Origin of the sequence: Xanthomonas sp. F10, assembly GCF_014206815.1 — a bacterium.
GTDB lineage: Bacteria > Pseudomonadota > Gammaproteobacteria > Xanthomonadales > Xanthomonadaceae > Xanthomonas_A > Xanthomonas_A indica.
Genome location: NZ_JACHNP010000002.1, coordinates 771,016 through 785,556, shown reverse-complemented (window position 1 = coordinate 785,556; position 14,541 = coordinate 771,016). Strand labels below are relative to the sequence as shown.

Genomic DNA, 14,541 nt, shown 5'->3' with positions numbered 1-14,541 from the left:
CGCCCCCATCAATCCTTCGTCACCCGATTGATCTCGGCCAGGCTGGTGATGCCGTTGCGAGCCTTGAGCAGCGCCGACTGGCGCAGGTCCTTGACCCCGATCTTCTGCGCGGCGCTGGCGATGTCCATGGCGTTGCCGCCCTGCAGCACGATCGCCGCGATCTCGTCGTTCATCGGCATCACCTGGTAGATGCCGGTCCGACCCTTGTACCCCTCGGTGCAATCGTCGCAGCCGACCGCCTCGTACAACTGGATGCCGGCGGCGACCTCCGCCTCGGTGAAGCCCTCGGCCAGCAGGGCCTTCTCCGGCAACTGGACCGGGCGCTTGCAGTTGTTGCACAGGCGCCGCGCCAGGCGCTGGGCGATGACCAAAGTCACCGAACTGGTGATGTTGTAGGGCGCGATGCCCATGTTCATCAGGCGCGCGATGGTCTGCGGCGCGTCGTTGGTGTGCAGGGTGGATAGCACCATGTGGCCGGTCTGCGCGGCCTTGATCGCGATCTCGGCGGTCTCCAGGTCGCGGATTTCGCCGACCATGATGATGTCCGGGTCCTGGCGCAGGAACGAGCGCAGCGCCGCGGCGAAGGTCATGCCGCGCTTGTTGTTCTGCTGCACCTGGTTGACCCCGGGCAGGCGGATTTCGACCGGATCCTCGGCGGTGGAGATGTTGCGGGTGTCGTCGTTGAGGATGCCCAGTGCGGTGTACAGCGACACCGTCTTGCCGGAGCCGGTGGGGCCGGTGACCAGCACCATGCCGTACGGTTTGTGGATCGCATCCAGGAACAGCTTCTGCTGCTCCGGCTCGTAGCCGAGCTTGTCGATGCCCAGCTTGGCCGCGCTGCCATCGAGGATACGCAGCACGATCTTCTCGCCGAACAGCGTCGGCAGCGTGCTGACGCGGAAGTCGATCTGCTTGTTCTTGGACAGGTTGAGCTTGATGCGGCCGTCCTGCGGGACGCGCTTCTCGGCGATGTCCAGCTGCGCCATCACCTTCAGGCGCGCGGCGATGCGCTGGTTGAGCTTGACCGGCGCCTTGGCCACGCTCTTGAGGAGGCCGTCGATGCGCAGGCGCACCCGGTAGTCGTCCTCGTAGGGTTCGAAGTGGATGTCGGACGCGCCGCGGCGGATCGCATCGACCAGCACCTTGTTCACGAACTTGACGACCGGGGTGTCCTCGCCCTTGGCGTCGATGCCGGTGTCGCCGCTGCTGCCCATGTCCTCGTCGCCGCCGCCGACATCGAGGTTGTCCATGCCCTCGTCGTCGCCCAGCGCGCTGCCGAGCGAGTCGTTGCTGGCCTGCCACTGCTCCAGGGTCCGGCGGATCTGGTCCTCGTCGACCAGGATCGGCTCCACCGTCAGGTTGGTGTGGAACTTGATGTCGTCCAGCGCCCGGGTCTGGGTCGGATTGCTGATGCCGACGAACAAGCGGCTGCCGCGCTTGAACAACGGCAGCACCTGATGCTTCTGCAGCAGTTCCTCGCTGACCAGCTTCATCGCGTTCTGGCTGGCGTCGAAAACCGAGACATCCATCAACGGCATGCCGAACTCCACCGCGTTGGCGGCGGCCAGTTGCGCGGCAGTGACCAGCTTCTTCTCGGAGAACCACTGCGGCAGCGGGACCTTGGCCTCGCCCGCCTGGGCCATCGCGGCCCGCGCCGCGGCTTCGTCCAGCGCACCGTCCTGCACGAGACGGCGGGCGATACCGGTGATGCCGACCAGATTTGGAGTCATCAACGCGCTCATGTTGCCACCTCAGCTTACGATGAAAGAGCGGGCATGCATCTCAACCGCAGCCTCCTGGCCTGTAAGGTACCTCAAAGGCGCTCGCGTCACACGTCCAAACACCTTCCACATTGCGCTTCAAGTACAGAATCTTTCCTTCTACCTTTGAATTACCTGAAACACGGCAACCGAGCTGAACCACATAATTACTAGTCACATCAACGCTCACTGCGGAGCAAGAAGCAGCAGCTTTGACCCCGATGTAATCGGCATCGAGGAGAGAAGCATCCCGCTGCTCCGCGATGGCAGTTTCGATCATGGTCTTTCCCGGCCGTAATATCGCCAAGGCAGCCGTCGTTTGGCTTCTCGCGACATATCCCTGATAGACAGGGAACCCTATAGCAGCAAGGATAGCCACTATGGCAACAGCCACCATCAATTCAATCAAAGCAAATCCGCGCACATGCCCCCCTTCATTTGCGCACCAAAATATGTAGGCCTCACCTGACAACTCTAGAAACAAAGAAGCCCCCATTCGGGGGCTTCCTGTGAACAACGGAGCTACAACTCAGCCCGCAGCGCAACTGCCCGGACGATACTTGGCGTCCAGGGTGCTGGTGCAAGTCCATGCACCGTTTGCGTCGCGCGTCCAGATGATCGTCTTGGTGTTGAACTTACCGGCATTTCCGCCCTTCGCGGTGCACGTGATATTGCCAGTAGCAGTGGCACCCAGCGTAACGTTGCAATAGGTGGTGGTAGCCGGAATGCCGATGTAGCCATCATCCGTCGCAGTGGTGCTGGGAGTCTTGCCCTGGTTAATGGCGGTCTCAAAACCCACCTTCCCGGGCGTGATTTCAGCCAGAGCCGAGGTCGCCTGGGACTTGACGACATAGTCCTGGTACATCGGGATCGCGATAGCGGCCAGGATGGCGATGATCGCAACCACGATCATCAGTTCGATCAGGGTAAAGCCCTGTTGCTTCTTAATTGTGAACCCCTAGAGATGGAATGAGGTGGTGGTAGGCACTCGCCCGCGGATCATACTCCCCGAGCGCCGCGGCGAAGCGCCACGTGCGAGGTGATAGAAGCAGACGGCGTGCCAACTTCTCACATCGCCCGGCCCCATGCCTCGTGCGCCCATCATGCCCTAGCAGGCAGGGCAAGAGGCAGATAAATCAGCAATTTGCGACAGAATGGGCCATCTGCCAAATTTCGGCGAAAAGTGACGCAGGAGGTCACATCAATGGACAAGGGACCTTGCCGACGCGGCGCCTACGGATGTCAGATGCCCAGGAAACCGATACCATGCCTGGCATGTCCGCCCGGGGATGGCCGGACGGGGGAGACGACCTGATGTCCGCAACTCGCAGCGCAGTCAAGAAAGAACCGGTCGCGCGTAATACCAGCCAACAGGTGCCCTTTGTCTGGGAAGGTACCGACAAGCGCGGCGTCAAGATGAAGGGCGAGCAAGTCGCCAAGAATGCCAACCTATTGCGCGCGGAGCTGCGCCGTCAGGGAATTACTCCCTCGGTGGTCAAGCCCAAGCCCAAGCCGTTGTTTGGCGCCGCTGGCAAGAAGATTAGCCCCAAGGACATCGCCTTCTTCAGTCGCCAAATGGCGACGATGATGAAGTCGGGCGTGCCGATTGTTGGTTCGCTGGAGATCATCGCAAGCGGGCACAAGAACCCGCGCATGAAGAAGATGGTGGACCAGATCCGCACCGATATCGAAGGCGGTTCATCCCTGTATGAAGCGATCAGCAAACATCCGGTGCAGTTCGATGAGTTGTATCGCAACTTGGTCAAGGCCGGCGAAGGCGCCGGCGTGCTCGAGACCGTGCTGGAGACGGTTGCCACCTACAAAGAGAACATCGAGGCACTGAAAGGCAAGATCAAGAAGGCCTTGTTTTACCCTGCCATGGTGATGGCGGTTGCCCTGATCGTTACTTCGATCCTACTGGTCTGGGTCGTTCCGCAGTTTGAGGACGTGTTCAAGGGCTTCGGTGCGGAGCTACCGGCCTTCACCCAGATGATCGTTGCTGCATCTCGCTTCATGGTGGCTTACTGGTGGATGCTGTTGCTCTTGTTGATCGGTACCATCGGCGGCTTCATCTTCGCCTACAAACGTTCGCCCGCGATGCAGCATGGGATGGACCGACTGGTGCTCAAGGTGCCGATCATCGGCCAGATCATGCACAACAGCTCGGTCGCGCGTTTCTCGCGCACCTTGGCAGTGACCTTCCGCGCCGGCGTACCGCTGGTGGAAGCGCTGGACATCGTCGCGGGCGCTACCGGCAATAGCGTCTATGAGACTGCCGTGCTGCGTATGCGCGACGACGTATCGGTCGGCTACCCAGTCAACATGGCGATGAAGCAGACCAACCTGTTTCCCCACATGGTCATCCAGATGACCGCGATCGGTGAAGAAGCCGGCGCGCTGGACGCCATGCTGTTCAAGGTGGCCGAGTACTTCGAGCAGGAAGTGAACAATGCGGTCGATGCCTTGAGCAGCCTGATCGAGCCCTTGATCATGGTGTTCATCGGCACCATCGTCGGCGGCATGGTCATCGGCATGTACCTGCCGATCTTCAAGCTGGCCTCCGTCGTTGGATAAGCATTAATGGCATTTCTCGATCAACACCCCGGCCTCGGCTTCCCGGCCGCGGCCGGACTCGGCTTGCTGGTGGGCAGCTTCCTCAATGTGGTGATCCTGCGCATGCCCAAGCGCATGGAGTGGCAGTGGAAGCGCGATTCGCGCGAGATCCTGGAGCTTCCGGACATCTACGATCCGCCGCCGCCCGGCATCGTGGTGGAGCCGTCGCACTGTCCGCACTGCAAGCACAAGCTGGCCTGGTTCGAGAACATCCCGCTGTTCAGCTGGCTGGCGCTACGCGGCAAGTGCCGCTACTGCCATGCGCCGATTTCGCCGCAATACCCGCTGGTGGAACTGCTCACCAGCCTGCTGGTGGTCGCCAGCGTGTGGCGCTTCGGCTTCGGCTGGCAGGGTTTCGGCGCGATCGTGTTCAGTTGTTTCCTGGTGGCGCTGTCCGGCATCGACCTGCGCACCCGCCTGCTGCCCGACCAGTTGACCCTGCCACTGATGTGGCTCGGCCTGATCGGCAGCATGGACAACCTGTACATGCCGGCCAAACCCGCTCTGCTCGGCGCTGCGGTCGGCTATTTCTCGCTGTGGTCGGTGTGGTGGCTGTTCAAGCAGATCACCGGCAAGGAAGGCATGGGCCATGGCGATTTCAAGCTACTGGCCGCGATCGGCGCCTGGTGCGGCCTGAAGGGCATCCTGCCGACCATCCTGATCTCGTCGCTGGTCGGTGCGATCCTAGGGTCGCTGTGGCTGGCAGCCAAGGGCCGCGACCGCGCCACGCCGATCCCGTTCGGCCCCTACCTGGCGATCGCCGGCTGGATCACCTTCTTCTGGGGCACGGAGATCGTGGAGACCTACATGCGCTGGTCGGGACTGCGCTGACGGAGCCTGCGGCTTGACTGATTTCGTCGTCGGCCTGACCGGAGGCGTGGCCTCCGGCAAGAGCGAACTGAGCCGCCGCTTCGAGGCCAAGGGTATCGTCGTCGCCGATGCCGACCTCGCCGCCCGCGCAGTCGTCGCGCCGGGCCATCCGGCGCTGGCGCAGATCGTGGCGCGCTTCGGGCCGCAGATCCTGCAGGACGATGGACAACTCGACCGCGCCGCCTTGCGCCAGCGCATCTTCGAGGACACGACGGCGCGCCGCGACCTGGAAGCGATCACCCATCCCGCCATCCGCCGGTTATTGCAGGAACAGTGCCGCGAGGCCGCAGGACCGTATGCGATCGCGGCCATTCCCCTACTGACCGAAGTCGGCGCACGCACCGCCTATCCCTGGCTCGACCGGATCCTGGTGATCGACGCCCCCGAGGCGCTGCAACACGCGCGCCTGATGCAGCGCGACGGCATCACCGCCGACCTGGCGCAGCGTATGCTCGCGGCGCAAGCGACCCGCGCCGCGCGCCTGGCCATCGCCGACGACGTGGTGGTCAACGACGGCGCTGCGACGGAACTGCAGGAAGCGGTGGAGAAGCTGGACAGGCAGTACCGTGCGCTGGCTGCGGCCAAGGCGTCAGCTTCTTTGTAGGTAGTCACCCTTGTTCCCTTTTGGGATCAGCTGCGTTCAATCTTTACCGGGAACGCCCGGTCGCGGCTGAAGCCGCTCCTACGAGATGGACGAAGCGTCGTCGCCAGCCTCACGCCGGCTTGAACCACAGCGTCGCCACCACGCCCTTGGTCGCGCCCGGACGGACGTTGACCTGCCAGCCGTAGAGGTCGCAGAGCCGGCTGACGATCGACAGGCCGATGCCGCCGCCCTGCGAATGGCCGGCATGGGTGCCGCGGTAGCCGCGCTGGAACAGCTTGGCCGCGTCCTCCTCGCTCAGGCCCGGGCCCGAGTCGATCACCTGCACCGCGTCGCTCAGCACCCGCACCACCACCTGCCCTTCCTGGGTGTACTTGACCGCATTGCCGATTAGATTGCCCAGCGCCACCGACAGCGCCGCTTCCGGCGCATCGATGGTCAGGTTGCGCTCGCCCTCCAGCAGCAGCTGCAAGGGCTTGCCGCCCAGCTGTGCGCGATGCGATTCGATCAGTTGCTCGGCGACCTTGGCAACGTTGCTGTGGCCCTGCCCGCGCTCGTTGCGCGACAGCAGCAGCAGCGACCCGATCAGATCGCTGCACTGCTGTTCGGCACGCTGGATGCGCTGCAGGCGCTGCAGCACCTTCTCGTCGAGATTGGGCCGGGTCAGCAGCAGCTCGGTCGCGCCGCGGATCACCGCCAGCGGCGTACGCAACTCATGGCTGACGTCGGCGTTGAACTCGCGGTCGCGCTGCACCACTTCGGTGAGCCGCGCCGAGTAGTCGTCCAGCGCCTCGGCCAGCTGGCCGACCTCGTCGTCGGGAAAGTGCGGCGCCAACGGCTTGGGATCGCTGCTGCCGCGATAGGCGCGCAGGCGCGCGGCCAGGTCCGACACCGGCCGCATCACCCGCGACGCCGACCACCAGCCGATCACCAGCGACAACGCGCTGAACACCAGCACCGACAGGATCAGGGTGCGCTTGAGCTGCACCTCGCCCTGCATGGTCTGGGTCAGGTCGTAGGCCATGAAGAACCACGCGTCCGGGGTCTTGCGGACACCGACCTTGTAGGCGAACGCTTTGCCATCGGCGTCGGTACCCGACATCATGTGGATGCCGTCGCTCAGACGCTCCCATTCCGGGAAATCGCGACGCAGGCCATCCAGCTTGTCGGGGCGATAGACGAAGCCCTTCATCTGCTGGACCGGGATCGCCAGGTTGCGCCCACCGCTGGCCACGTAGCTGCGCCAGGACGCTTCCAGGTTGCGGTTCATCACGTCCTCGACCAGCTGGTTCTCCACGCGCGCGCGCGCCCAGTTGGTGGCGAACGCGAACAGCGCGGTCAGGCCGAAGCCCAACAGCACGAACGAGAGGATGATGCGGCTGCGGAGACGGCGGCGGTAGCGCCCGCGCCGCCGCACGACCCGCGGCAACGCCGGCGCTTCAGGCATCGGGCGCGGCGATGCGGTAGCCGATGCCGTGGCGGGTCTGGATCATCGGCACGTCGAACGGCTTGTCCACCACCGCGCGCAGGCCGTGGATATGCACGCGCAGCGAATCGGAGTCGGGCAACTCCTCGCCCCACACGCGAGTCTCCAGCTCCTGCCGGGTCACCACCGCCGGAGCGGCCTCCATCAGCGCCTGCAGGATCTTCAGCGCGGTGGGATTGAGCTGCAGCAGCTTGCCCTGGCGGCGCACTTCCAGCGTATCCAGGTTGTATTCCAGGTCGCCGGTCTCCAGCACCCGGGTGTGCACGCCCTTGCCGCGACGCGACAGCGCGTTGAGCCGCACTTCCACTTCCTGCAGCGCGAACGGCTTGATCAGATAGTCGTCGGCACCGGAATCGAAGCCGGCCAGCTTGTTGTCCAGCGAGTCGCGCGCGGTGAGCATCAGCACCGGGGTCTGCTTGCGCGCCTCGTTGCGCAGCTTGCGGCAAACCTCGATGCCGTCCATGCCCGGCAGGTTGAGGTCGAGCACGATCGCGTCGAACTCGTGCACCACCGCCAGGTGCAGACCAGTGACACCATCGGCGGCGAAATCGACGGTATGGCCACGATCCTCGAGGTAGTCGCCCAGATTGGCAGCGATGTCGCTGTTGTCTTCGATCACTAGAATTCGCACCAACATTTACCCCGTCAGTCGTACTACTTGCCAGTGGAGGGCGCCATATCGATACCGCGCCTCCTCGTTGTCCATGACGATATGCCGCCACGGTCCTGCAATGCATTTTGGTGAATGCTCAGCGACGCCTCGCCTCGCGGCCCACCTGGCGGTTCGCTGCGTCAGACAGCGCCTCACCCCGATTAGTTCTTACATCGGCGCAGAGCGCTCTGCAGGGGCGCGAACATCACGCCCAGCGGTCGCAAGCTTGCGCCCAGACACGATCGCCTACTCTCTGCGAACGTTTGTACCGTCTCGATCGCTGGCGGATTGTACTGAGTTGCCGCGCGAACACTTTCTTCACGTTCATGGGCGCCTCACCTTGGCTCCTTGCTTTCACGCACGTCCCCGCATCGCTCCCTGCCGCATGTAGTGCCTGGCAATGTAGCTTTCGCCGAAACATTGCCGCAAGCACACGCCCGACATAGCCCGCTCCGCCACGTTCCCAACAAAAAGACCCAGGCAGCGAGACTGCCTGGGCCGAAAGTTTTCTATCCCGATTACCGTTCCTGCTGAGGAGGGCAGAGCTGCGGTCCGAAGAAGCTTACGCAGTGCGGAATTAAACCGGTGTTAAGCCAGAACCCGTGGCCACAGATTCCGCTAACCCGCTGATTTCTTTCGCTTCAGGCAAGCTTCGAGGTGTTCGATGACCTTGCCGGCGATATCCAGTCCGCAGACCGTCTCGATGCCTTCCAGACCCGGCGTGGAGTTGACCTCCAGCACCAGCGGGCCCCGCCTGGAGCGAATCAGGTCGACGCCGGCCACGCCCAGTCCCAGCGCCTTGGCCGAGCGGACCGCCACCTCCTGTTCGCCGCGGCTGGCCGTGGTGCGCTCGGCGGTGCCGCCCAGATGCAGGTTGGAGCGGAAGTCGCCCTCCGGCGCGGTGCGGCGCATCGCCGCCACCACTTGGTTGCCGACCACGAAGCAGCGCAGGTCGGCGCCCTCGGCCTCGCCGATGAATTCCTGCACCAGGAAGTTGGCATACAGCCCGCGCAGTGCCTCCACCACGCCGCGCGAGGCGCTGGCCTTCTCGGTCAGGATCACCCCGGTGCCCTGGGTTCCTTCGTTCAACTTCACCACATGCGGTGGCGGGCCGAGCATGGACAGCAGGTCGCCGGTGTCGTCCGGGTTGTCGCCGAACACGGTCATCGGCATGTCGATGCCCTTGGCCGCCAGCAACTGGTGTGCACGCAGCTTGTCGCGGGCGCGCAGGATGGCGTCGGAGGGATTGGGCGTACAGACGCCCATCATTTCCAGTTGGCGCAGCACCGCGGTGCCGTAGCGGGTGACCGAGTTGCCGATGCGCGGGATCACCGCGTTGTAGCCGGTGATCGGCTTGCCCTTGTAATGCATGGTGAAGGCGCCGGCGGCGATGCGCATGTAGCAGCGCAGCGGGTCCAGCACCCGCACCGTGTGCCCGCGTTCGCGGCCGGCCTCGACCAGGCGCCGGGTCGAGTACAGCTTGGTGTTGCGGGACAGGATGGCGAGCTTCATCGAGGGCGGCGGCGGTGGCAGGCCCGGCATCATACGTCGCGTCACCGGCACTGCGATGCCGCGCGTCGTCGCAGCCGCCGCCGGCACAGCAGGCCGAGGATGCGCGGTGATCGCCATCACCCACGGTCCGCGCGCTGTCCCACAGCCGACATCGGACCGCCCCGAAACGTTCACAAAACCGTTGCATCGTGGCGGGCGGGCCGCGTCTCGGCCCGGTATACCGGCTGCCCGCGCCCCGCGCGGCAGGTCCGGCACGTCTCCCCCTCATGATTGGTGACTTTCGATGACCCCCACTTCCAGATCCTTGCGCCCGCACGCGCTGGTGCTTGCCGTTGCGTCCGCCCTGCCGGCCTTCGCCGCGCTGGCCGAGACCGCGCCGGCCGCCGCCACCGCAACCGCCGATGCGGCGGCCAGCGCGAGCGGCAACGATGCCACGATGCTCGACGCGATCACCGTCGTGTCCAGCGGCACCACCCGCCAGGTGCAGCGCATCACCCGTGAGGACATCGGAATCGCCGCTCCCGGCACCAGCGCGCTGAAGGTGCTGGACAAGCTGCCGGGCGTGCAGTTCCAGTCGGCCGACCCGTTCGGCGCCTACGAATGGTCCACCGCGATCAGCCTGCACGGCTTCGACCAGAGCCGGCTCGGCTTCACCCTGGACGGCGTGCCGCTGGGCAACATGAGCTACAGCGTCAGCGACGGCCTGCAGGTGACCCGCGCGATCATTTCCGAGAACGTGGCCTCGGTGGAACTGGCGCAGGGCGCCGGCGGCCTGGGCACGCCGTCGAGCAGCAACCTCGGCGGCACCGTGCGCTACTACTCCGCCGATCCGGATACCGACGCCGGCATCCGCTTCAGCCAGACCCTCGGTTCCGACAGCACCCGCCGCACCTACCTGCGCGGCGACACCGGCGACATCCACGGCTTCTCGCTGTACACCTCGCTGGTGCACGGCGAAATGGACAAGTGGAAGGGCTACGGCAACAACGAGTACAACCAGGCCAATGCCAAGGCGCTGTACCAGTGGGGCGACGGCAACCGGGTCAGCCTGTACCTGGACAGCTCGCACCGCAAGGAATACGACATCATGGACCTGTCGCTGACCTCGCAGCGGGTCCTCGGCTGGGACTGGGACTACCTGATGCCGGACTGGAACAGCGCGGTGCAGATCGCCAACGCGCTCAACGGCAAGGGCAGCTATCCGGCCAGCCTCAACGGCCTGCCCGCCGACTACGGCAAGGCCGATGCGTCCTACTACTCCGGCGCCGGCCTGCGCCGCGACAACCTGGCCGCGCTCAGCGGCGCGTTCAACCTCGGCGGCAGCGCCACGCTGAACCTGACCGGCTACTACCACGACAACAACGGCGAAGGCCAGTGGACCACGCCGTACGCCGCGTCCTCGGCCAGCGTGCCGCTGTCGATGCGCACCACCGACTACCGTCTGAACCGCCATGGCATCACCGGCTCGCTGAACTTCACCGTGGCCGGCAACGAGATCGAGATCGGCGGCTGGTACCAGAACGCCAAGACCGTGCAGGAGCGCAACTACTTCCTGCTCGACGGCCCGTTCACCGATCTGTACTACTTCAACAAGAACGGCACCCTGTTCGCGCGTGGTTTCGCCCAGCACTACGACACCGACACCACCATGTTCTACGCGCAGGACACGCTGCGCCTGATGGACGAGCGCCTGACCCTGAACTTCGGCGCCAAGAAGCTGATCGTCGACACCACCGCGCAGTCGCAGGTGCCGTCCGCGTCCAACGCCGCCGGCGAAATCAAGGCCGACTCCGACCTGCTGCCGCAGGTGGGCGCCAACTTCAAGATCGACGAGCACCAGGAGGTCTACGCCTCCTACAACAAGAACATGGCCGGCTTCGGCTTCACCCCGTTCCAGGAGTCGCAGGCCGCATTCAATGCGATCAAGGGCTCGCTGGAGCCGGAGACCGCGCAGACCTACGAACTGGGCTACCGCGTGCGCGGTGCCGGCGTGGAAGCGTCGCTGGCGCTGTATCACACCACCTTCGACGACCGCCTGCTGGTGACCTCGCCGTGCAGCGCGATCCAGACCTGCTCGGCCACACTCAACAACGTCGGCTCGGTGCGCAGCCAGGGCGCCGACCTGGCGGTGATCTGGCGTCCGATCGAACAACTGCGCTGGCTGAACTCGCTGTCCTATGACGATTCGACCTACCAGGACGACTACCTCAACGGCGGCGTGGTGGCCACCTCCGGCAAGCGCGTGGTCGGCATCCCCGAGTGGATGTTCTCCAGCAGCCTGGCCTACGAGAACGCCGGCTGGCACGCCTCGCTGGACGGCAAGTACACCGGCCGCCGCTACATCAGCTACCTCAACGACTCGTCGGTGCCCAGCTACTGGCGCTTCGACCTGAGCGCCGGCTACGACTTCGGCCAGGTCGGCATGTTCCAGAACCTGGGCCTGAGCGCGAACGTCACCAACCTGTTCGACAAGCGCTACTTCGCCACCGTCGGCACCAACGGCTACGTCGTCTCCGACCCCAACGGCTACAACCAGACGCTGATGGCCGGCGCGCCGCGCCAGTTCTTCGTCACCTTCAGCGGCAAGTTCTGAGCCGAGGCGACACCGCCAGTGAAGGCACCCTGCGCCGCCGCTGCACCTGCAGCGGCGGCGTTTGTTTTTGGGTCATGCAAACGTGCGGAGTGCTGTAGATCAGCCAGCGAAGAATAGGCTGGTGTGTCACGCGCGCGAAGCGGTCGCGGCTGAAGCCGCTCCTACGATAGCCGGATGGCCCGTAGGAGCGGCTTCAGCCGCGACCCAATACCGCCAGCAACAACCAAGCCCCACGCTGAAAGGCGGCGACCGCTACGCGTCGACCGTGCGGCCGATCGCCGGATCGCTCATGCTGGGGCGGCCGGTTTCGATGTGTCCGGCCAGACGCCGGCGCCATTGCGGCAAGGTCGCACTGTCGATGGTCAGGTCGTACCAGTGGTGCTGCGCCTGCAGCGGCAGGCGCAGCAGGGTGCGTTCGCCGGCGGCCAGCGTGAGCGCCTGCGCGTCGCCATCGCGGCGATACCCGTCGCGCACGCGCAGCGCGCACGGCTGCGTGCCAGCATTGGCCAGCGACAGCAGCAGGCACTGCGCGGCGGCATCGTAGTCGGCCTCCGCCTGTAGCCCGGCATCGCCGATCCCGTCGCCATGGAACTCGCGCAGGAACCCGTTGGGCCCGTGCACGCGCAACGCGTAGCCGGCATCGGCGGCATCGCCGCGCCACGCGCGCGCATCCTGCAGCTCGCTGCCGGCGGCGAGCGTGTAGAACCAGGGCCCGGCCACGCCATCGTCGGCATAGACATTGAGCGCCACGCCGGCCGCGCCGCGGTTGCGCATGCGCAGGACCCGCGCCTGCGGCTGCACCTGCAGCCGCACGTCGAAGTCGTAGGGCAACGCGCGCGCCGGGCGCTGGCCAGGCTCCTGTACCGGCAGCGCCTGTTGCGCAGGACGCTGCGGCGGCGGCAGCGTCGCGGTGGCGTCGATGCGGGCGATGTAGTCGCGGGTGTCCGGCAACGCCACCGGCGCCGGATCGTGGCCGACGAAGTCCAGCGTGGAGGTCAGATCGCCGGCGACGGCGCGGCGCCAGGGATTGATGTTCGGCTCCATCACGCCGAAACGGCGTTCGAGGAAGCGCAGCACGGAGGTGTGGTCGAACACCTGCGAGTTCACCCAACCACCGCGGCTCCACGGCGACACCACCAGCATCGGCACCCGTGGCCCCAGGCCGACCGGCACGCCGTGATAGTCCTCGCCGTGCAGATCCACGTTGCTGGCGCCCAGCTCTGGCCGGATCGCCGGCAGCGCCGGCGGCACGTGGTCGAAGAAGCCGTCGTTCTCGTCGTAGTTGATCAGGAACACCGTCTTCGACCAGACCTCCGGCGAGGCCGCCAGCACCTCCAGCAGGCGTGCGCTCAAGGATTCGCCATAGGCCGGCGTCGCCTCGGGATGCTCGCTGAGCAGGTACGGCGCCACGATCCACGACACCTGCGGCAGCGTGCCGGCGCGCACGTCGCGCGCGAACGCCGCCACCAGATGTTCGCCGCGCGAGGCCTTGGCGTTGTCGGCGGTGGAGCCGGGCACGATGGCGCGGCCACGGCGGTACAGCGGCGAGGCGCGGTCCAGCTTGCGAAAGTTGGCGAAGTACGGATGGCTGTTGTCGCCGTAGTTGTCGAACTCCTGATAGACCTGCCAGCTGACGCCGGCCGCCTGCAGGCGCTCGGAGTAGGTGCTCCAGGTGTAGCCGGGAAAGCGCGGATTGTCGCGCGCCATGTCCGCGGTCCAGTTGCCGTCGTCGCGGTTGTTCACCGCCTGCTCGCCGTCGTTGCCGACGCTCAGCCCGCTGGTGCCGGTGAACATGTACATACGGTTGGGATTGGTCGGGCCGAACAGCGAGGCGTGGTAGCCGTCGCAAATGGTGAAGGCGTCGGCCAGCGCGTAGTAGAACGGCAGATCCTCGCGCTGGAAGTGCCCCATGCTCATGGCGCTCTTCTGCGCGATCCAGGCGTCTTGGTGTTTCCAGGTTTCGTGCGAGCCCTTCCAGTCGTGGTTGAGATCCTTCATCCACTGCGCGCTGCTGGTCTGGCTGTTGAGCCGGAACGGCAGCACATAGCGATCGCTGCCCTTGCGCTCGGGCTGGTACCACACAGGCTTGCCGCTGGGCAGCCGCAGCGGCCGCGGATCACCATAGCCGCGCACCCCGCGCAGGCAGCCGAAGTAATGATCGAAGGACCGGTTCTCCTGCATCAGGATCACCACGTGCTGCACGTCCTGCACCGTACCGGTGACCCGCGCCGGCGGCACAGCCAGTGCACTGCGGATGACGCCCGGCAACAGCGGCATGGCCGCGCCGGCCCCCAGGGCCAGGGACGCGCGGGCGAGGAAACGACGACGGCTGTGTTCGACCACGGGAAGCAGGACCGGCAACGAGCAAACGCTCAGGCGTCGGCCAGCCTAGCGCTGGTCGATGAAGCGGGTTTGACAGTCGGCCAGCGGCTGTCGAACAGCCGACGGTCGCGA

Annotated in this window: 11 protein-coding genes; 4 read left to right on the top strand and 7 right to left on the bottom strand. The window is 65.4% G+C overall.

What is annotated here, in order from left to right:
- Positions 1-8 precede the first annotated feature (8 nt).
- The 3 genes from pilB to FHR56_RS14820 are packed head-to-tail and all read right to left on the bottom strand — an operon-like array spanning position 9 to position 2,709.
- Entirely contained in the window at positions 9-1,742 is a 1,734-nt protein-coding gene (gene pilB / locus FHR56_RS14830) for a type IV-A pilus assembly ATPase PilB (RefSeq protein ID WP_160947580.1), read from the bottom strand.
- 40 nt (positions 1,743-1,782) lie between these two features.
- Positions 1,783-2,256 carry a pilin gene (locus FHR56_RS14825; protein ID WP_160947579.1) on the bottom strand — a complete coding sequence of 158 codons (474 nt, stop codon included), beginning with the start codon at positions 2,254-2,256 and terminating at the stop codon, positions 1,783-1,785.
- Positions 2,257-2,289: 33 nt separating this feature from the next.
- The gene (locus FHR56_RS14820) at positions 2,290-2,709 is read right to left on the bottom strand and encodes a pilin (protein WP_019799634.1); all 420 of its coding nucleotides are present in this window, start codon (positions 2,707-2,709) and stop codon (positions 2,290-2,292) included.
- A 365-nt stretch (positions 2,710-3,074) separates the two neighbouring features.
- Here FHR56_RS14820 and FHR56_RS14815 point away from each other — a divergent pair, with 365 nt between their 5' ends.
- Genes FHR56_RS14815 through coaE form a run of 3 tightly spaced genes read left to right on the top strand, consistent with a single transcriptional unit; the run spans position 3,075 to position 5,847 of the window.
- Positions 3,075-4,334 (top strand): type II secretion system F family protein, encoded by a 1,260-nt coding sequence (locus FHR56_RS14815; RefSeq protein ID WP_160947597.1) that lies wholly within the window; start codon positions 3,075-3,077, stop codon positions 4,332-4,334.
- Positions 4,335-4,340: 6 nt separating this feature from the next.
- Positions 4,341-5,204, top strand: a complete 864-nt coding sequence (locus FHR56_RS14810; RefSeq protein ID WP_010342233.1) for an A24 family peptidase — start codon at positions 4,341-4,343, stop codon at positions 5,202-5,204.
- A 13-nt stretch (positions 5,205-5,217) separates the two neighbouring features.
- Positions 5,218-5,847, top strand: coding sequence for a dephospho-CoA kinase (coaE, locus tag FHR56_RS14805; protein WP_160947578.1), 630 nt, complete (start codon positions 5,218-5,220; stop codon positions 5,845-5,847).
- Positions 5,848-5,956: 109 nt separating this feature from the next.
- Here coaE and FHR56_RS14800 read toward each other — a convergent pair whose 3' ends face one another.
- The 3 genes from FHR56_RS14800 to rimK form a co-directional block, all read right to left on the bottom strand.
- A complete protein-coding gene (locus FHR56_RS14800; protein WP_160947577.1) occupies positions 5,957-7,291 on the bottom strand; it encodes a HAMP domain-containing sensor histidine kinase in 1,335 nt (444 codons plus the stop codon).
- A complete protein-coding gene (locus FHR56_RS14795; protein WP_010340533.1) occupies positions 7,284-7,961 on the bottom strand; it encodes a response regulator transcription factor in 678 nt (225 codons plus the stop codon). The genes FHR56_RS14800 and FHR56_RS14795 overlap by 8 nt, the downstream gene beginning before the upstream one ends.
- Before the next feature lie 639 nt (positions 7,962-8,600).
- Positions 8,601-9,494 carry a 30S ribosomal protein S6--L-glutamate ligase gene (rimK, locus tag FHR56_RS14790; protein ID WP_160947576.1) on the bottom strand — a complete coding sequence of 298 codons (894 nt, stop codon included), beginning with the start codon at positions 9,492-9,494 and terminating at the stop codon, positions 8,601-8,603.
- A gap of 283 nt (positions 9,495-9,777) precedes the next feature.
- On the opposite strand from rimK, the gene FHR56_RS14785 reads away from it, so the two are divergent.
- Positions 9,778-12,087 (top strand): TonB-dependent receptor, encoded by a 2,310-nt coding sequence (locus FHR56_RS14785; protein WP_160947575.1) that lies wholly within the window; start codon positions 9,778-9,780, stop codon positions 12,085-12,087.
- A 252-nt stretch (positions 12,088-12,339) separates the two neighbouring features.
- Here the strand turns inward: FHR56_RS14785 and FHR56_RS14780 are convergent, their stop codons facing one another.
- Positions 12,340-14,364, bottom strand: coding sequence for a phospholipase C, phosphocholine-specific (locus FHR56_RS14780; protein WP_237473307.1), 2,025 nt, complete (start codon positions 14,362-14,364; stop codon positions 12,340-12,342).
- Positions 14,365-14,541 lie beyond the last annotated feature (177 nt).

What these genes read in the sequence shown, in the direction of transcription:
- pilB (WP_160947580.1), bottom strand. Translation starts at nt 1,742, where the DNA reads ATGAGCGCGTTGATGACTCCAAATCTGGTCGGCATCACCGGTATCGCC.
- FHR56_RS14825 (WP_160947579.1), bottom strand. Translation starts at nt 2,256, where the DNA reads ATGGGGGCTTCTTTGTTTCTAGAGTTGTCAGGTGAGGCCTACATATTT.
- FHR56_RS14815 (WP_160947597.1), top strand. Translation starts at nt 3,075, where the DNA reads ATGTCCGCAACTCGCAGCGCAGTCAAGAAAGAACCGGTCGCGCGTAAT.
- FHR56_RS14810 (WP_010342233.1), top strand. Translation starts at nt 4,341, where the DNA reads ATGGCATTTCTCGATCAACACCCCGGCCTCGGCTTCCCGGCCGCGGCC.
- FHR56_RS14800 (WP_160947577.1), bottom strand. Translation starts at nt 7,291, where the DNA reads ATGCCTGAAGCGCCGGCGTTGCCGCGGGTCGTGCGGCGGCGCGGGCGC.
- rimK (WP_160947576.1), bottom strand. Translation starts at nt 9,494, where the DNA reads ATGAAGCTCGCCATCCTGTCCCGCAACACCAAGCTGTACTCGACCCGG.
- FHR56_RS14785 (WP_160947575.1), top strand. Translation starts at nt 9,778, where the DNA reads ATGACCCCCACTTCCAGATCCTTGCGCCCGCACGCGCTGGTGCTTGCC.
- FHR56_RS14780 (WP_237473307.1), bottom strand. Translation starts at nt 14,364, where the DNA reads ATGCCGCTGTTGCCGGGCGTCATCCGCAGTGCACTGGCTGTGCCGCCG.